Genomic DNA, 19,678 nt, shown 5'->3' with positions numbered 1-19,678 from the left:
TATTTCGATAGGAAAAGTGGGCCTATGAATTCTCCAAAACGCATTACAAATAGTCTATCGGGCCAAAACGTACCTCTCAGGGCTGAAAATTATGCTTTACCTGATTAATATATTTTCCAGTGCGTTTGCGCATTTGGTTTTCCCAATTATTACAATTCGTCAGGCAAACCAATCAAAAGGATTATTTTTACACAATATTCTGCGACAGACGCATTTTAATTATTAAGGTTTATCGCAGATAATCAGGAGCATGAATATGGATTCAAACGAAAGCCCAATCGAGTGGCTGAAGCAGATCACCCACAGTGATTCGATCAACAAGATCTCGAAGCGTAGCGACATCCCCTACGCCACGCTTTACAAGCGGTTCAAGATGGATGACCTCGCCACTGACGAGATCATCGCCATCGCACGCGGCTACGGCATCAACCCCGTCGACGCGCTGGTGAAGACCCACGTGCTCAGCGAGGAGGAGGCCAGCGGCATCCGCGGCGCCAACGCCCTCAAGCTCTGCAGCATCCAGGAGATCGCCAGCGAGATCGTACGTCGCGACGAGTCGAAGAGCTGAACGAGCTCGACGCACAGCCAGGCGCGCTGACGTCAACGTTCCAAACAGGTTGACGTAGCGGCCAAGGCAAGCGAAAGGCTGGCGGCCTGAACCCGACATATTCAAGGGGAATGTCTAGGGTTCGGGCCGCCAGCCTTTCGCGTATCCGAGGGTATTCAGATGTGCTCAGATTCCGGCTCAGCCGTGCGGATGCGTCTCCGGCGGAATCACCGACTTATACGGCTTGTCCTTGAACTGCTCGTTGTATGCAACCTTGGCCTCGCCCAGCAAATCGGCGTCGGTGAGGGCGTCGTATGCAGTCAGCGCGATGGTCTTGGCGGCCTGCACGAGCCCCTTGTGGGCCACGCTGGACTGGCCGTTGGCCACCCATTGCCACGAATGCGCGGGCGTGCCCAGCGGCTCGAAACCGCCGTAGTACTGCGCCGTGGGGGTGCACCAGCTCACGTCGCCGACGTCGGTAGACGCCTGGCCCTTGGTGTCGGTGGTGTAGATGAGCGGGAACTTGCGCAGCGCCATGCTCGAAGCGGCGATCTTCTGCGCCTCCTCCTTGCTCATACTCGGGTCGGCGGCCTGCAGGCGCTCGGCGAGAGGACCCTCGTAACCCTTGGGGTTGTTGGCCTGAATCTTGCGCTCGAACTCCAGCTCGTCGGCGGTGAGCTCCAGCGGCCCGACCAGGTCAAGGTTCTTATCCATGTCCTCGCTCAACGGGTGGTTCGGCACGTAGTTGGCGCACGCGGAATCGAAGTCAATCGAAAGCTCGGTGTCGGTCATCATGGCGGCGCCCTTGGCGATCTTGACGACGCGGTCGTAGATATCCTTGGCCTGGTCGAGGAACGGGGCACGCACGAAGAAGTAGAGCGTGGCCGTGGGGTGAACGACGTTGGCGGACTGGCCGCCGGCGTCGAGATAGGCGTAGTGGATACGCGCGGCGTCGATGATGTGTTCGCGCAGGAACTGCACGCCCACGGTCATCAGGGTGGCGGCGTCGAGCGCGTCACGGCCCTGCTCGGGAGCGGCTGCGGCGTGGGCCGCGACACCCTTGAAGCTGAAGTTGGCCTGCATCACCGCAAGGCCCGATCCGCCGGCGACCGCCGTGGTGTCGGAGGGGTGCCAGGTGAAGGCCGCGTCCACGTCATCAAAGACGCCATCGCGGGCCATGAACGCCTTGCCGTAGCCGCTCTCCTCGGCCGGGCAGCCAAAGAGCTTCAACGTGCCCTTGAGGTGCTTCTCCTCCATCAGCGTCTTGAGCGCGACGGCGGCTCCCAGCGCGCCTGTGCCCAGAATGTTGTGGCCACAGCCCTGCCCGGGAGCGCCCACGACGAGCGGCTTGCGGTCGGGGTTGCCGGCCTCCTGGCTCAGGTTGTCGAGCGCGTCGTATTCGGCGGTGATGCCGATGACCGGCTTGCCCGAGCCGTAGGTGGCGATGTAGGCGTAATCCATGCCGGCCACGCCCTTTTGAATGTCGAATCCCTCGGCCTCGAGGACCTTATAGTGCTGCGCCACCGACTTCGGCACGGTGAAACGCGTCTCCGGCGTCTCCCAAATGCGGTCCGCCGCCTCGATGAACTCGCCCTTCTTCTCGTCGACGATGTCCATGATCCGCTGCTTGTTGCTGTCAACTGCCATGAAACACTTCCTTTCGAATCTCATCAAGCGCTGGCGGCTTTCGGCATCTCGCCAAACGACCTCGCCAAACGCATGAGACGGACACAACGATGTGCTCGGGCGCACTCATCGAAACGTCCATCCGGTTTTCACACCATAAAGCCGCAGGCGTTGCGCACGCTTGGAAAGTCCGAATAGCGGGCGGCGGAGGGGCAACACCCACTTAACCGCGGCGACACCCACTTAAAAAATCCCGCGAAAAGTATAAAACGTTGAGATTCCGGCGCGTACTGGCGATTGGGGCGTGATTTGAGCGAAGTTAAGTGGGTGCCGGATCCCGAAGAGCGCTTGCTTTCACTCCACCACTTTCACATCTGCCACCGCAAGCATGCGAAAACGCCTTTGGCGCCTGATGCGAGGCCGGCGAAGGCCACCGGAACGCACCAGCCGCCAAAGGCGTTGGGAGAATTCGCCTCAGCGGACGCGACGACATGACACGAGGCGCCCGCCAGCAAACTCAAGCTCAGGCGAAAGCTCAGAGCTCCGGGGAGATCATCACCTTGACCTGGTCCTTGTCGGTGGCCAGGGCCTTGATGCCCTCGATGGCGTCGTCGAGGCTGACCTTCTTGGTGATGACCGGCTCGAACTGGTCCTTGTGGTTGTTGATGATGCCCAGGACGGTGTCGAAGCTGTTCTGATAGCAGAGCGTGGTGTAGATGTCGATGCCCTGCATGATCACGTCATCGGTGATGTTGATGGTCAGCGGGCGGCCGAACAGGGCGACGATCTGCAGCTTGCCGGTACGCTTGGTGACGCTCAGCGCGGTGTTGAAGGTGGGCTGCACACCGGCGCACTCGAAGGTGATGTCGACGCCGTTGGGGCATTCCTTCTTGATCTCGGCGGCGACGTCCTGCTTGCTCGGGTTGAGCACGTCGGTGAAGCCGAGCTCGCGGCACTTGGCGAGACGGTTCTCGGCCAGATCGGAGATGTAGATCTTGTTGGCACCGGCGATGCGGGCCAAGATGGCGCAGATCAGGCCAATCGGGCCGGCGCCCATGATGGCGACGGTGTTGCCTTCGCGCAGGCCGCACTTCTTGATGGCTTCGTAGACCACGGAGACCGGCTCGCACAGCGCGCCGAGCTCATAGCTCATGCCTTCAGGCAGCTTGTGGGCGAAGACGTCATCGACGTTGCAGAACTCGGCCATGCCGCCGTCCTCGGAGAAGCCGAGGAAGTTGCCGGCACCGTCCTCGGCGACGACGTTGTTGCAGAAGTTGTAGTTGCCGGCGCGGCAGTTCTCACACTTGCCACAGGCGAGCAGCGGCTCGACGGCGATGGGGTCGCCAACCTTGAGATCGGTGACGGCGCTGCCGACCTTGACGACCTCACCCGAGAACTCATGGCCGAGCGTGATCGGGACGGTCTTGCCGGTCAGCGGGTGCGGATGCGTCGGCAGGCCCCAGCCCGAAGTGTATCCGTGCAGGTCGGAACCGCAGATGCCGCAGTCCTTCACCTTGATCTGTACCTGATCCGGCTTCGGATCGTTAATGCTGACGTCCTCTACGCGAACATCTTCCTGACCATAAATGCGAACAGCTTTCATCATTGAATCCTTTCGTGGTGTTAGGGCTTCAGTGCCCTTATTCACGTATTGTAGAAAATTGTTTGCTGTGTTTATCTCATCAAAGTATAGATTCATGTCTAATTATTGCATTGAATCTTTCGCTCTTGCCCTGCTAAAAACGTGAGAATCGTTGATATTGCAAGCATTTTCAACTTTGGGACAATGCTATGCATCGGCCAAGCACGGTAACGTGATTGTTATCACAATAAAGGATATTCCTTCGCGTCAATCGTTTTCCCCTTGCCGTACAGACGAGCGTCGTCGCGCGCAGTGAAACAGAATTGCGCCGAATGAACCACGCCTGATCGGAGTTTCTTACGTTTCTTCATCACGATGCGACCGAAAACTTGCGTTTTCGTGCGACCACCGTTACCATCACAACCATGACATCGCAAATTCTATTCACAGGCAACGCCGCTGAGCCCATCTCCGGCCAGCGTTGTCTTCTCTGCCTGCCCGCGATGTCCTGTTGTCGCCGCTGAGCGCGCTTGCACGCCGTTTTTGAATACGGGATTCGCGGATCATTCATCGGTTGATTCATTATGCGTTGAGCATTTGAAACCATCGACTTTGCTATCGCGAATTGCATCTGCGCCTCATTTTTGCGACTAATAGATAATAAATAGTCCCGAAATAGGGAATCCCATATCAAAACGGCTGATTCAGCAGTTTCTTTTATCGCGCTCGGCACCCAGCCATCCGCACCGTTTGCGGAAAATCGGCCGTGGGTTCCGACATCCAAGACGTCCAAGACGCCCCAGACATCCCTCGCATCCAAGACACCAAAACATCCAATCAACAAACCAATCAACCATCAAACAAACCACACGAGCCCACCGCCTCCAGCGGCCTCGGAAAGGAATACCAGATCATGACGGCAATCGAATGGGAATGGGTGGCGCTCGGCGTCACCGTGCTGCTTTTCGCGGGGCTCGCGGCCCTGAGCATCAAGAAAAAGGCCGGGTTCAGCGCCCGCGTCATCATCGCCACGGCGCTCGGCATCGTGCTGGGCCTCGTCTTCAAGGGCCACACCACCTTTGTGGCCGCCTTCGGCATGGTGTGGTCGAACGCGATCTCCGCCATCGTGGTGCCGCTGCTGCTCTTCAGCGTCATCTCGAGCATCACCAACCTCGGCACCTCGCTGCGCCTGCGCAACATCGGCGTGAAAACGGTGATCTTCCTGCTGCTCAACACGCTCACCGCCTCACTGCTCACGCTCGGCCTGGCGCTGGCGTTCCGCGTGGGCCAGGGCTTCACCTTCAAGCTGCCGACCAACTACCAGGCCAAGCACGTGCCGTCCACGCTGAGCACGCTGGTGGGCCTCTTCCCCTCGAACCTCGTGAGCAACTGGGCCGCCAACCAGGTGGTGCCGGTGGTCATCTTCGCCATCCTCGTGGCGCTGGCCTACAACGGCGCGGCTTCCACGGCCAAGGGCGCGGCAGCGGTCAAGCCGTTCAAGACCTTCGTGGACGCGGGCAACGTGGTGCTCTCCAAGGCCACGCAGATCGTGGTCGGCTTCACCCCTTACGCCGTGCTGGCGCTGATCGCGGCGGCCGTGAGCAACAGCAACCTCGCCACGCTTCTTCCGCTGCTGCTCGTGCTCGTGGTGGCCTATATCGCCATCGCGCTTCAGCTCTTCGTGGTGCAGCCAGTGATTCTGGGCGTGACGACGCGCACGAACCCACTGCCGTTCTTCAAGATGTTCTGGCCGGCAGGCGTGGTGGCGTTCACCTCTGAGAGCAGCATCGGCACCATCCCGGTGACCGTGCGGCAGCTGCGGCGCGGCGGCGTGCCCGGCGACATCGCCTCGTTCGTCTCGAGCCTCGGCGCCAACCTGGGCATGCCCGGATGCGCCGGCGTGTGGCCCACCCTGCTCGCCGTCTTCGCCGTCAACGCGATGGGCCTCAACTACTCGCCCCTGCAATACCTCATGCTCGTGGGCCTGACGCTGCTGGTCTCCATCGGCACCGTCGGCGTGCCCGGCACGGCCACCATCACCGCCACCTCGCTGTTCGCCGCAATGGGCCTGCCGATCCCGTTCATCGCCATCTCGCAGCCGATCTCGCAAATCGTGGACATGGGGCGCACGGCGCTCAACGTGGCGGGCGCGGCCAACACCGCCGTCATCGTGGCCGCCACCGAGCACGAGCTGGACCAGGACCTCTACCACGGCCGCAAGGAGTTCGTCGACAGCGACGAGAACGAGCTGGATATTAAGGAGCAGCATGGTGGGACGGTTGAGGATGGCGCGGCCGCTGCCAGCACGGGCGTTACAGCTGGAGCTGGCGACAGCGCGAGTGCGAACGCTACGGTTGGAGTTGAAGCCAATGCTGACGCGAACGCAAACGTTGCGGCCGGAGTCGGCACGGATACAGACACTAGCGCAACCGACAAGCCCGCGGTCACGCTCAACCTCAGTCAGTCAAGCAACTTGCTCGACTTCTCCCCCGCCAGCGCCCTCGACGGCCAAGGCGACGACATGTGCGGATTGAAATCCAGCAAGCCCAGTAATAATAAGGAGTGACCAGCCCGATTCCAGCATCGGCCAACAACGTGCACGCCACACCAATCCAGTGGCGTGCACGTTTGGTTTCACGAACCATATATAAGGTATGATTTCACCTCCCGCCGTTGGAAACCGGGAAGACGAAACCCCAGCGTGGTGATTGGTGATGGTGAGTTTATTCAGTTGTAGTTGGTGGTGAGCTTCTCAGTGGTGGGCCGTGATGAGTTTCTCTCCGTGATAAGCCATGGCGGTGATTGATCTGGTGTGCGTTACGGCCGTGGTGGATGCCGCAGCGCACACCAGTAGGTGGTCAGTGGCGTGCTCGGCGGTATTGGGCGTAGACGCTCGTGGCGATGGAGAGTGCGGCGATTGCAGTGAGCAGGATGAGGTTGCTGGCTTGCCACTGGTTGCCGGTCATGGGCAGCTTGTTGACGGTCGGCGGGGTGAGACGCACGATGACAGAGCTGTGGTTGGCCTTGTTCTCGTAGCCCGCCGGGTGGGCTGTGCTGGTACCGGGGCCATCAGCGTTGTCGTAGACGGCAACGGTTGCGTTGCTGCCATTGAGAGCGGTGCCGGCCGGCACATCGACCACGAACGAGCCGTCCGACCCGGTGACGATGCTGCCCGGGTCGCCCGCGTCGAGCGGCGACCCGTCGGCCTTGGCGCCGCTCCTCGTGCCGTCCGGCCAGGTGACCACGATCCGATCGTCGGCCTCCACGGCCCGGTTGGTCTGGGCTGACTGGTCGCCGCTGGTCCAGGCGACGCCCCTGACGGTCGCCTTCACGCCCAAGCCACTAGAGGTGCTGCGCTCCGCGGTGCGCGTGTCGGCCAGACCGGGCGCGACCGTGTCGATGGTGAGCTTGGTACGCGGGTCGGACTCAGCCGAGGTAGTGTTGTCCTTTTGCGTAAGCGTGGAGGTGAACCAGTAAGACACACCCGAGCCAACGTCATCAGACGGATACGGGTTGGTGGCCGTGGTGTAGTCGATGCTCCAAGGCGCGTCGCTGGGTGCGGTGGCAGTAGCGGGAGTCACTGTGTCACTCACAGCTGGAGTTCCCGCCGTACCGCCGGTCTCGGCCACGTATGGATAAGTAGTGAATTTATCCCCATCGAGTGTGCCACCCGGCAAATTGCCATGCACACTTAACGTGCCATCCGAATGAGGCGTGACCTTGTTGATACCCGGCGGATCGAGCGTCTGCCACTGCGCAGTGAGCTTGCTGCCGGGCACCTTCCATGGAATCGTCGAACCGAACGCCCTCGAGGTACCGTCACCATCTTTCCAGCCATTGAGGCGGCTATTGGCTTTGGTTGCGGTCTCGCAAATCTTCGTGCTGGGCACCGGGTCGGCGCAGGTGGTGATGTCGCCGCCGTTGGCGTCGTAGGTAGTAGAGACGAGATAGAGCCAGGTGGGGTCAGTCATCGTCGGCGTAGCGCCCAACCCCGCGTTTGAACTCTTGGTACCTCGCACCGACCAAATGCCTGACACGTCCTCGAACACTGGGTCCGACGAGGACGCACCACCATCCTGCCACAACGAATAGTGACTATACGGAACTGAGTCGCACACAATCGAGCCAACTGACGTCCAGCATAGTGTATCGTCACCCGGACTCAAATTTACCTGCTCTCCAACACGTAACTTCAATAGCGAAGAAGCGTCTTGCAGCATCCCGTAATTCATGTAATACTCACCTGTGTGCGTTTTATTCACACCATCGTAGCGGCCACGCTGCGGCACCGACCCCATGTCCCAGCCTGAGATGTCAAGTGACTCTAATGACGAGCAACCGTAAAACATGTAGCGCATGTCCGTGACTCTACCCGTGTCCCAGCCTGACAGGTTCAGCATCTTACCATTCGGAGTGGGGTCAGCTCCCGTATCAGAATCACCAACCAAGGCAGTATCTTCAGAGAACATGTCGTCCATCGTAGTCACATTGCCTGTGCGCCAGCCCGACAGGTTTCCCACCGTAGTCAGTTTTGCGTCACTCTGGAAGAGACCGCTCATGTTTGTGGCGTTCGATACGTTCCAGTTACTGAGGCCGTCAATGGACTCGAGTTGGGGATCATTCCAAAATGCGGCGTAGAAATCATGAGCAGTTGAAGTGTCGAGATTGGTGACATCAGCACTAGTAAGGCTGGGCATATTACTGAACAAAAATCGGCCACCGGTGTTTGCAATACTGACTCCATTACGGACAATCACCTTGGAGACATTATCTCCAGTCCAAGGAAGGCCAGGATGGGAATCAGTCCCGGTATGGTCAGGCACCTGGCCGTTTTCCAATTCGAGGACACATTCAGGGTTCTCGGTGGTACCTCCAAAGGTTTCCTTCCAGTGAAGTTTATCGGTAGTGCCCCAAGTGTTTTCGCCCGGATGTTGGCAACGAATGAGTTTGACGCATCCATCAAACATACGGGCTTGATCCGCTTCCGAGGGAATGGTGAGGCCGGGCACGCCGATGGTGGTGAGCTCGGCATCGTTACAGAACATGCTACCCATATCAGTGACGCTGCCGGTATCCCAGCTACTTAGATCGACCCCAGTGAGTTTAGGACAGGTGTCGAACAGGCTGTTCATGTTCTCTACGTTGCCGGTATCCCAGTGATCCAGTCCGATGATGGCCTTCAGGTTAGGGTCGTTCCAGAACGCCGCGTAGAGATCGTGGGCCTGACTAGTGTCGAGTCCACTGACGTCTGCGGTAGTGAGGATAGGCAGGTTACTGAGCAGGTAACGACCGCCAGTCTCCCCTAAGCTCACGCCGTTATGAATGATTGCTTTGGTGATGTGGTCACCAGTCCAGGGCAGTCCCGGATCGGCGTCGGTTCCGTTGTGGTCAGGCACTTGGCCGCTGACCAGCTCAAGGATACACTGTGGATTTTCGAGAGTACCTCCCATTGTTTCTTTCCAAGTGAGCGTGCTCCAGTTGTATTCGCCAGGATGTTCACAGCGGACGAGCTTGTCACATCCATCAAACATGCTGGTTTGATCTGCTTCCGAGGGGATGGTGAGGCCGGGTATGCCGGTAGTGGTGAGCTCGGCATCGTTACAGAACATTTCGAGCATGTCGGTGACGCTGCCCGTGTCCCAGTTGGACAGGTCGAGCTTCTGGAGTTTCGGACAGTCCTCGAACATGCTGGTCATGTCGGTGACACTGCTCGTGTTCCAGTTCTCGAGCCCGGTGATGGACGTGAGGTTGGGGTTGTTCCAGAACACACCGTACATATCACGCGCGACGGAAGTACCTAAACCACTAACGTCTGCAGATTTGAGGTCGGGCAGGTTGCTGAAAAGGTAACGCCCTCCAGTCTGTCCTAACGTCACGCCACTGTCAACATTCACTTTGGTGATGTTGTCGCCAGTCCATGGGAGTCCCGGATCGGCGTCAGTTCCGGCATGGTCAGGCACTTGGCCGCTGACCAGCTCAAGCACACATTCGGTGTTTCCCAGGGTGCCGGTAAGTGTCTCTTTCCAAGTAAGGGTGCTCCAGTTGTGCGTGCCGGGATGGGTGCAGTGCACAACGTTCGGGCTTCCATCGAACATGCTGGTCTGGTCGGCGTCCAGCGGGATGGAAAGGCCTGGTATGCCGGTGGTGGTGAGTGCCCCGTCGTTGCCGAACATGCTGCCCATGTCGGTGACCCTACTAGTATCCCAGTTGCTGAGGTCGACACTGGTGAGGCTGGTGCAGGTGTCGAACATGCTGTTCATGCTGGTGACGCTGCTCGTGTTCCAGTTCTCGAGCCCGGTGATGGACGTGAGGTTGGGGTTGTTCCAGAACACACCGTACATATCACGCGCGGCGGAAGCATCGAGACCGGAAACGTCCGCCGACTTCAGATCGGGCAAGTTGCTGAAGAGGTAGCGTCCGCCTGTGGTGCCGATGACGACACCGCTATCCACCTTGATTTTGGTAACCGAGTCGTTGGTCCAAGGCAGACCGGGGTCAGCGTCGGTTCCTGTATGGTTGGGCACACGGCCGCTTTTGAACTCAAGGACGCAATCGTCGCCGTCGACATGTTCGCTCCATTGCAAGGGATTGGTGGAGCCCCAGCTGTGTTCGCCTTCATGTTCGCACGTGGCGTCTTGCGGACCGACGGCGGGCTGGGAACGAGGTAAGAGGTTAGGCGCCGCTTGCGGCGCCGAAAAATTTTGAGATTTTGGTGTTACCGCCGAAGGCGGCGCGCCTACGGGCGCGTCGCCGGTTGGTAAACCAGACGAATCGTTATCGGAATCTAATAAGCTTTGAGTCCACCCCCCCCCGCGGCTCCGGTACCCTCACCAGCGCTCGCGGCGGGCATCGCAAGACCTAGTGACAGCGCGGCGACCAACACCGCGGCCACTTTCAGAGCCTTACCACTCCCAGACATGCTAAACTCGACCCCCATTTGATGCATAAGCCATACAAACTGACAGTAACTGCCCACCAGAATAGCATTACAGGAGAATAAAAACACCTAAATCAACCTAAAAATCGTACGAAAGTCAACAAATTCCACAAACAATCATGCAATAAAAAATACACGAAGAACTTATATAAACACCCTTCATACCAACGATTCAAAGCTTTGAAATAATATACAAAATCAAATAAAAACAACACGCTTTACGTTTTATCGATAATTCACAACTTCTTTTAAATACATTTAAGTCATATGTATATTCAACCGCGATACCGCAACCTCGACCCTATTAAACCACCGCGAAGCCGACGCCGGCAGGCCCAACATCATCCACTCCAACTCAATCCGACGCGACAATCTCCATCAGATGCGGCGACCTCGGTAGTATGGGGAACATGAGCGATTTGAACGCGTTGGACTTGGAACCTGGGCAGATTGTCGGCGGATACACGCTGATATCGCGGCTCGGAGGCGGAGCCATGGGGTCGGTCTGGCGCGTGAAGGACGACGGCGGGCAGGTCTACGCCATGAAGATCCTGCGCGACTCGCTCAAGGACGAGGGGGAGGAGGCTGACGGAGACGGCGAGGACGCCGGAACAGACGCCGCAGCCGACGCACAAAACGCGACCGAAGTTCTTGAACCTGACGGCGAGCCCTCGCACCACCATCACAGCCACAACCCACACGTCACCGCGCGCGAGCGCCTGCGCCGCGAAGCCATGGCCCTGCGCCGTGTGAAGCACCCCGGGGTCTGCGAGATCGTGGATATGGAGCTCGACGACTCGCTGGCCTTCATCGTCACCGAGCTCATCGAGGGGCGCAACCTGCGCGACGACGTGGCGGCGAACGGGCGCTACGAGGGCGAGGACCTCGAACGGCTCGCGCGAAAGCTCATCGAGGCGGTGCGGGCGGTGCACGCCCAGGGGGTGATTCACCGCGACATCAAGCCGACCAACATCATGGTCTCGGCCGCCGGGCCCGTTTTGGTGGACTTCGGCATCGCCATGAGCGCGGGCGAAAGCCATGTGACGCGCACCGGGCTGGTGATGGGCACGCCCGGGTTCATCGCCCCCGAGATCATCGACGGAGCGGAGAGCAGCGAGGCCACGGACTGGTGGTCGCTGGCCAGCGTGCTCGCGTTCGCGGCCACCGGACGGCCTGTGTTCGGCTCCAAGCCCATGATGGCCGTGCTCGAGCGCGAGGCGAGCGGGAGCGCGGATCTCGCGGGGCTGCCGGCGCGCACGCTTGAGGCGTTCCGGGCGGCGCTCAACCCCGACCCGGCGCGGCGCTGCACACCCGAGGCGCTGCTGGAGGCGATCACGCTGGATTCGCTGAACCCGTTCTCACAGGGGGACGAGGACTTCGACGACGATATGGATATGGGCGCGTTTGGCGGGGCTTCCGGGACATCTGGGGACGCCGGGAATAATGGCGCCGACGGAAACGAAAACGGCACCGCTGGAGACAACAGCAATGGCCAGGGGGCGATGCACCCTTTTAGATCGGGCGGCATGGCGGCTTCCGCTCCCCCACCTCCGGCGCGGAACAATCAAGCATCGGACTCGGAGGAATCGACCAGCTCTTCGAACCCGCGCACGTTGTGGCGCGATGACAAGTCCGGCCAAGAGGCGATGACGCAGATCCTCCAGACGAAGGCGGACTCAGGCGACACTTCCGCCACCGAGGTACTCGCCAACAACGGGAGCCGCGATGCCGTACGACCGCAGGCCACGCGGCCGCTCGCCACGCGCACGATGACGGCCAACGCGGCGGACACCGGCAACCCCGACGCTCCAAGCGAGCAAACGATGGCGATACAGCCGCCGGAGACACTGACACAGGCATTCCCGGCGCTCGGCCACAACGTGGTGCAGGCGGGCAGACCGGCGCTGCGGGGCACGAACGAGGGCGAGGCCTACTGGCAGTACCAGCAACGGCAACAGCCACAACCCATGCCCGCACCTGGCACCGACCCTAGCCCGGCGGTGGCACCGTCGGCGCTGCAACTGCCGTCGATGGCCACGGCCTACCCCATCGCGCCGAATCCGGCGGACGTGCGCTGGCGGGCGATCATCTCACGCTCCACGCTGCCCCTGTGGCTGCTCGCCGTGCCCTTCACCCTGCTCGCCGCGCCGCAACCCACCATCACCACGATCGCGATGGTCGCGCTGGTCTGGATTCTGCTTTCCATCGGCTATAGCGAGCTGGCCCAACTGCGGCGCGAGCAGAAGCGCGGCGGTGTGCGCAAGAAGCGCGACACGGCCCTGCGCGTGATCGGCCTGCCGTGGCATGTGCTCAAGGCGCTGATTTTCACCGTTCCCAGGGCACTGATGATAATAGCGATCGCATGGATGGTGCCCATCATCGTCGACGTGGTGTCGGGGCTGCCGACCGTCGACACCCTTTGGACCATCGGCAACTGGAACTTCATGATCGCGATGCCCGCCGCGCTCGGGCCCACGTGGAGCGGGGTGATGGAGTCGGCCTTCGCGCTTTTCGCTTGGATTCTCACAGTTTTCGCGGCCCGGCCGACCATCATACAAATCGGCATGGGGACGCTGTGGGGCGCGAAACGAGGCGCGACCGACGACGGTGCGACGGCGATTGACGCGCAAAATCCGGGCCCGGCGCAACTGGGCGAGGCCGACGATGCCGAACTGGATGAATCGGACGAAGCGCTGGGCGATGGCAAAGGGACCTCGAAACCGCACCTGAAATGGAAAGCGCGCCGCTGGGTCATGCTCATCATTTGGGCCGTGGTCATCGCCGCCGCGATCGCCCTGCTGGCGCAAGGCCGCCAGATCGACTTCACCCCGCTGCCCACCCCGCAGATGTGAGCGCACGAGTTCATGAACCGCGTAAACTGCGAAGGCCACACAAACCGCAAACAGATAATCAAGCCAAAAGCCACGCAACCCTTTATCCGACTTATTATCCGACTTATCTAACGGCAAATTCGTTTGACAGCGCAAAAACAAAGGCGCTCCGGCATACGACAAACGCGCCCATGCGACCATCCTGATCCCGAATAATCGCAATGGCAACGCCGCCAGCAAGCAGGAATTCGGCAACCCATAAACGATGTGAGCAAAACCGCATTATGACGCGAAAGGGACAATCACAAATTCTCTCGCACACGCTATCATGGCGAACAGTGCATGAATATTTGCAAACGTCTTTCAACATGATGGAAAAGGGATAGCATGGCACAGCCCAACACCAAACAGAGCCGCAAACGCCAGACGCGGGCCAACCGCCGCGCCGCCGAGGCCGCCGCGCAAAAGGCGCGCGAGGAGCAACTGGCACGCGAGCGCCAGCAGCAGACCACGATCGGCGTCATCGTCGTCATCATCATCGTGGCGCTCATCGCCATCATCGGCGCGGTCACCTTCCATCAGATCTCCAAAAGCAACGCGGAGCGCAAGGTGAGCTCCACCTCCCTCTACTCCACGCTGCAAAGCACCAAGCCGCGGCCCAACAACGTCACCGACCAGGCCGGGTTTCTCATCTCCAAAGACGGCATGAACAAGAAGGTCGACGGCGCGCCGACCGTCGAGATCTACATGGATCCGCTGTGCCCCGGCTGCGGCTCGCTGCACCGCCAGATCGACAGCGACCTCTCGAAGATGGTGAACGCCGGGCAGATCAACCTGGTCTACCACTTCCTCAACTTCCTCGATCAGGACTCCACCGACCAGTACTCCACGCGCGCCTCGAACGCGATCACCTACGTCGCCAGCCACGATTCCGATACCTCGCAGGTGATGGGCTTCGTCGCCAACATCTACGAGCAGGGCTACCAGCCCAAGGAAGGCGCGGAATACCAGCCGACCAGCAACGAGCAGATCAAGGCGCAGGCGCTCAAGGCCGGCGTGCCGCAGTCCATCGCCAACAAGGCGTTCAGCAAGACCTACGACAAGTGGATCACTGCCGCCAACAACTACACGATCAAGCGCACCGAGCTGGCGACGCCGTCCGGGCAGAACAAGGGCAGCTTCAGCTCGCCGGTGGTCACGGTCAACGGCAGGGTGATGGACATGGCCAAGCTCAACGACCTGGGGATGACGCAGAAGGCGGCGTTGCTCAAGGAGCTCGGGCTCTCCGAGGCGCAGGTGGGGCAGGATGGCAAGATGCCGTCCATCGGCGCGAAGGGCCAGCCGAACTCGCTCGACTGATTGCGGGGATTTCGAGGCTGGGCAGCTAAGCAGCTAAGCAGCAGGCCTGCGGATTCGCTGAGTTCGCGGGTTTGCCGGACTCCCTAAGTCCACAGGCTATACGCTCCATGAACTAGCGGCCGATTGTCTTCGGGATTTCGGGGCTGTCTGGCAAATACATAAACGGGATTGCCGGGGCCATACCGAAGCCTCGCCAATCCCGTTTCTCGTCTCAGCTGCCCCAGCCCCTGCACGTTTCCTATCGCTTAGGCACCAGTCAGCAATAGGCCCCATTGCATTTGTGACCCAAAACCCACGATTAGCGTCACAAACGCAACACGCGCATCCCCACATGTTGCAAACGCGACGCAAAACACACCATTACCGTCACAAACGCAACATCCAGGCCTCCAACCATTGCATTTGCGACGCAAAACGCTCAGTCACCGTCACAAATGCAATAGGCGCACAAGCGAGAATGGACCACGAACTCAAAAATGGCACCAACCCTGCGACAATCGTCACGAACGCAGCACCACTACCTTCAATCGTTACGTTTGCGACGCGAAACCCAGGATTAGCGTCACAAACGCAACCTGGCGTGAATCCAAATTGCAAATGCGACGCAAAACGTACAGTTATCGTCACAAACGCAACCTGACGCGGACCCACGCTGCAAACGCGACGCAAAACACAGAACCTGCGTCACAAACGCAACCCGGCACGCACCCACATGGCAGATGCGACGCAAAACGCACAGTTGGCGTCACAAACGCAACACACGCCGACCCACACATTGCAGATGCGACGCAAACCCTACGATTGGCGTCACAAACGCAACCTACGCAGTCTGCTTCGGGTACTTGGGCTGGCCGTTGGAGCCAATCTCAGGCTGGACGCCGACCACACCCACCTCGTCGTTGGTGAGCCCAATCGCCTGCAGAATGGCCTGCTTGTAGGTGAACCCTTGATCGGAGATGGCGGAGATGTCCATCATCGCGCCGTTGATGAGCACGAGCGGCGTGGTGGTCTTGCCCTTGAACTCGCCGGTCGTGTTCTTCAGCTCGTTGCGGCGCAGCGTGTATTGCGCCACCGCCTGCAGCCAGGGCTTGTATTCCCCGCCGAACGCCTTGCTCGCGATGTCCTGCGGCACCCCCGCGTTCACAGCCTGCTGCTGGAGCTTGTCGTTGCTCACGGGCTGGTAGTCCTGGTTCTCGAGCGGTTGGAAGTCCTCGGAATGGATGTTGGTGAGGAAGTCGAGCAGGTGGTCCGGGTTGGGGTCGTGGCTGGAAATGTAGGCGACGGCGCCCGAGGCTCGCGTGGAATATTCGTCGGTGGAGCTGGCGTCGAGGAAGGTGACGGGATGCACCGACATGTTGACCTGGCCGGCGTCGAGCATCGAGCGGAACGTCTCGTCCATCTGCTGGTGCAGCACGGCGCAGCCCGGGCACATCGGGTCGGTGTAGATCTCGAGGGTGGGCGCGTTGGGCTCGGCCTTGCCGTAACCCAGGTGGGAGAACATGATGCCGCCCTTGTCGTCGGAGTATTTCGGCTTCACCTTCACCTGTTGGAGGCTCTGGTAGGCCTGGTCGACGGTGACGCTTTGGGCAAGGCTGCGCTTGCGGATCGACTTGTAGCTGACCATGCCAATCACGGCGACGAGGACGACCACGAGGACAATCGCCACAAAACCAACGATGTGGCGCTGCCTGCGCTCCTTTTCCTCTTGTTCCTTGTGCGCCTGCAGCAACAAATAACCGGCGTCATAGCCAAACGCGTCAGGTTGCGCTTCGTTCGGCAGGTACCGTTTGTCATGCCGTGCCATCTCTCCCCTTTCAGGCTCAGCATCTCCCCGCAGCAGGGACCGCCTACACAAAGCAATACGTAGAAAGGAACTTGCTCGACCCTTCTACGTATCACATCTTAAACCTTCAATATACAACATAACTATAGAATCTGTCGTATGACATGAACTGATAGCTACCCTGTGTCCATATTTACTATACCAAAATAAGGCCATTTTGTCGCCGTGTATAACGTCCGTTGAAGCGACTTTGCGTAAAACGCAACAAAACTGACAGAATTTTTGTGCTTGTATACATAATTACACACATCACGAAAGATATCCCCGTAATTTCACTTGCTCCGCTTGGCTGCGGTCGGAATTCCACAAGCAATGGGCTTTATTTACAATTACGCGGCTCGCCCGGGGCGCGGTTTCAATTCATTGTTACGCTAGCTTGATCCGATGCCTGTATGCCACTAGTGAATATTATATACAATTATTAAAAACTCTCATTGTATGACAATTACAGAGCTCGCTATCTGCAGTTCGCGACGATTTTCAAATAGACAAATCCGATGATATGACCAATTTTCGTAAACGTCCGATGTTTTGCCGGCGGCGCGCACGCATAGCGACCTATTACGCCGCAGCCAACGCGCACCCGTTGCGCGAAGAAACTCGTGGGCCATCCGGCTGAAGCCCTATCGCCATTTCACCAGTATCCCCCGAACGGCCTAACGCAGCGCACGAACGCGGCGCAACCCCCGACGCACCCTCTCAAACACTGCCTACAGCCCAGCTCACACCACAGCCAACGAACCACACGAACCGACCGCGAGGCAATCTCCCGGTAATGCTAAAATGAGCTAATGTTTGGTCGTTTCGTGGGCTGCCGGCCCGCCTGAACGGCCGATGCCTCCTTAGCTCAGATGGCCAGAGCGGCCGCCTTGTAAGCGGCAGGTCGTCGGTTCGATCCCGACAGGAGGCTCACCGACGCGAAGGGGCTACGGTGGTCGCACAGGCGCGATGGATCGTCTGGAAACCAATGCAACTCTTGCTCGGGTAAGTAGTGGCGCCTTCCAACGCAAGGCCCCACCGACAGGGCGAAACTCCCCCAAATTGCTTCGCCCTTCAGGGGCGGGACGATCCCCTTCAATCCCGCCCCTTTCCCTTTCTTGTGCTGGATTACCGATTTCTTACGCTGAATTATCGACGCGCGCCAGTTCTCAAGCCTCCCCGAAAACCTTCGAAATGGTTCGCCCGATAGCCAAATAATTCATCAAATCTGAATGTTTTTCAATGAATTCGCGGCGGCAATACATTTCTATCGAAAATCGGTTAGACTGCGGAACTAGGAACATAGCACTGAGCTCGCGATTGCTCGGACGTTAATCGCTGAATTGGGGGATGCACGATGGCTCGTCGATGGACACCGCAACACTTCATCACGTTGCGACGCATTCGCGTGATGGTGACCGCCGCCGCCGTGGCGCTGGCCAGCGTCGGGACGTTCGCGGTGACCGCGCGCAAAAGCGTGGCGCTGACGGTCAACGGCGAGACGAAAACCGTCACGACTTACGCCAACAGCGTGCCAAGGCTGCTGCAGGAGCAGGGCGTCAAAACCAAGACCCACGACTTCGTGCAATCGACAGGCGGCACGCAGAACCTCACCAACCACGACGTGGTGACCGTGCGCAGCGCCTACCAGACCACTATCAACATCGAGGGGCGGCAGGTGCCCTTCTGGACGGTGGCGACGAGCGCGGACCAACTGCTCGGGTATTTCAAGGAGAACGACAAGAACGCCACGAAGGTCACCGTCAGCATCACCAACGTCTACAACCAGCTCACCGGCGGGCTCGTGATCAACAAGGCCGGCCCCGTCACCGTGATCGCCGACGGCAAGTCGTCGGTGGCGCCCAACGGCAAGCTTACGGCCGCCTCGATCCTGGACTCCAAGAGCATCACGCTCGGCAAGGAGGACCGCGTCAGCGTCGAGGATGACAACGGGCAGACCGTGCTGCGCGTGCAGCGCGTGACCCATGGGGAGGAGACGCGCAACGTCGCCATTCCCTTCGGAACACGCAACGTAGTGGACCCCAAACTCCAGCCCGGGCAGACCGTGGTGGAGCAGCAGGGGCAGAACGGCAACAAGCAGCAGGTCTATGACGTGACCTACGTCGATGGAGTGGCCGAGAGCGAGACGCTCAAGTCGGAGACCGTCACACAGGCGGCGCTTGACCAGGTGGTGGCCACCGGGCCGGCGGCGGCCAGCGCGGGCGGCGCTAATGGGTCCAACAACGGCTCGAACGATAAGGACAAGAACAAGTCGGACGCCGATACCGGCAAGGCCGACGCGGACGCTGGTAGCAGCGCTGGCTCCAGCAGCACGGGCGGCGGCTCGTCGAGCGCTCCGAGCTCGGGCGGCGGAAGCTCTACTCCTGCACCTACCCCGGATCCCACACCTGCTCCCGCACCCGCACCAACGCCTCCGCCGGCACCGTCAGGCAGCGGTCTTTACCACGCCTCGCCTGGCGCTGCTCAGGCTTACGCAGCCGGTGCGGCGGCCCAATACGGTTGGACCGGTGCGGATTATGACGCTTTGGTCTGGATTTGGAATCACGAGTCTGGCTGGCGCTGGGACGCAGCCAATCCTTCCTCAACCGCATACGGGATCCCGCAGATGCTCTATTACACCAGTGGTGGCGATTGGCGCAATGATGCCGGTGTGCAAGTGGATGCCGGCCTCGCCTACATCGCTGGCCGTTATGGCAGCCCCTCGAACGCCAAGGTGTTCTGGCTGCAGCACAACTGGTACTAAGTCGTCGGTATTCGGTTAAAACCGGAGACGGGCTCGTAATCATTGGATTTTTGACCAAGAATCGCGAATCCCCGTCTCCGGTTTTTCGTTGTCTTCAATTTGCACGGTTACAAAAGTGACCGATACAAACTCAAGAACGGCGGAAAATCAAGGTTCTCGGTTTTCTATCTCCCACTTTTGTAACTCGAGTTTTGGGAACCCACACACTAA

10 protein-coding genes and 1 tRNA gene are annotated in these 19,678 nt (G+C 59.5%); 6 read left to right on the top strand and 5 right to left on the bottom strand.

Annotation, left to right across the window (positions count from 1 at the left end):
* Window positions 1–256: 256 nt before the first annotated feature.
* Entirely contained in the window at window positions 257–568 is a 312-nt protein-coding gene (locus tag OZY47_RS00320; RefSeq protein WP_277177978.1) for a hypothetical protein, read from the top strand.
* 177 nt (window positions 569–745) lie between these two features.
* Here OZY47_RS00320 and OZY47_RS00315 read toward each other — a convergent pair whose 3' ends face one another.
* The 3 genes from OZY47_RS00315 to OZY47_RS00305 all read right to left on the bottom strand — a co-directional run bounded on the left by OZY47_RS00315 (window position 746) and on the right by OZY47_RS00305 (window position 4,548).
* On the bottom strand, window positions 746–2,194 hold the full coding sequence (locus OZY47_RS00315; protein WP_277177977.1) for an amidohydrolase: 1,449 nt from the start codon (window positions 2,192–2,194) through the stop codon (window positions 746–748).
* A 514-nt stretch (window positions 2,195–2,708) separates the two neighbouring features.
* Window positions 2,709–3,779 (bottom strand): 2,3-butanediol dehydrogenase, encoded by a 1,071-nt coding sequence (locus tag OZY47_RS00310; RefSeq protein WP_277177976.1) that lies wholly within the window; start codon window positions 3,777–3,779, stop codon window positions 2,709–2,711.
* A gap of 346 nt (window positions 3,780–4,125) precedes the next feature.
* Window positions 4,126–4,548, bottom strand: a complete 423-nt coding sequence (locus OZY47_RS00305; protein WP_277177975.1) for a hypothetical protein — start codon at window positions 4,546–4,548, stop codon at window positions 4,126–4,128.
* A 120-nt stretch (window positions 4,549–4,668) separates the two neighbouring features.
* On the opposite strand from OZY47_RS00305, the gene OZY47_RS00300 reads away from it, so the two are divergent.
* Window positions 4,669–6,321: a dicarboxylate/amino acid:cation symporter gene (locus tag OZY47_RS00300; RefSeq protein WP_277177974.1), complete on the top strand. Its 1,653-nt coding sequence runs from the start codon at window positions 4,669–4,671 to the stop codon at window positions 6,319–6,321.
* Window positions 6,322–6,613: 292 nt separating this feature from the next.
* Here the strand turns inward: OZY47_RS00300 and OZY47_RS00295 are convergent, their stop codons facing one another.
* Complete coding sequence (locus tag OZY47_RS00295) at window positions 6,614–10,279, bottom strand: BspA family leucine-rich repeat surface protein (protein WP_277177973.1); 3,666 nt, start codon at window positions 10,277–10,279, stop codon at window positions 6,614–6,616.
* Window positions 10,280–11,102: 823 nt separating this feature from the next.
* Between OZY47_RS00295 and OZY47_RS00290 the strand changes: the two genes are divergently transcribed.
* Both OZY47_RS00290 and OZY47_RS00285 read left to right on the top strand, forming a co-directional pair.
* Window positions 11,103–13,544, top strand: coding sequence for a serine/threonine-protein kinase (locus OZY47_RS00290; protein WP_277177972.1), 2,442 nt, complete (start codon window positions 11,103–11,105; stop codon window positions 13,542–13,544).
* A gap of 366 nt (window positions 13,545–13,910) precedes the next feature.
* Window positions 13,911–14,882 carry a thioredoxin domain-containing protein gene (locus tag OZY47_RS00285; protein WP_277177971.1) on the top strand — a complete coding sequence of 324 codons (972 nt, stop codon included), beginning with the start codon at window positions 13,911–13,913 and terminating at the stop codon, window positions 14,880–14,882.
* A gap of 820 nt (window positions 14,883–15,702) precedes the next feature.
* On the opposite strand, the gene OZY47_RS00280 is transcribed toward OZY47_RS00285, so the two are convergent.
* The gene (locus OZY47_RS00280; RefSeq protein ID WP_277177970.1) at window positions 15,703–16,686 is read right to left on the bottom strand and encodes a thioredoxin domain-containing protein; all 984 of its coding nucleotides are present in this window, start codon (window positions 16,684–16,686) and stop codon (window positions 15,703–15,705) included.
* Between the two features lie 875 nt (window positions 16,687–17,561).
* Here OZY47_RS00280 and OZY47_RS00275 point away from each other — a divergent pair.
* Both OZY47_RS00275 and OZY47_RS00270 read left to right on the top strand, forming a co-directional pair.
* Window positions 17,562–17,635, top strand: a tRNA-Thr gene (locus OZY47_RS00275).
* Window positions 17,636–18,061: 426 nt separating this feature from the next.
* Window positions 18,062–19,468, top strand: coding sequence for a G5 domain-containing protein (locus OZY47_RS00270; protein ID WP_277177969.1), 1,407 nt, complete (start codon window positions 18,062–18,064; stop codon window positions 19,466–19,468).
* Window positions 19,469–19,678 lie beyond the last annotated feature (210 nt).

Source organism: Bifidobacterium sp. ESL0790 (genome assembly GCF_029395435.1).
Classification (GTDB): Bacteria; Actinomycetota; Actinomycetes; order Actinomycetales; family Bifidobacteriaceae; genus Bifidobacterium.
The sequence above is the reverse complement of the archived record's forward strand: the minus strand, read 5'-3'. Positions and strand labels throughout refer to the sequence as shown.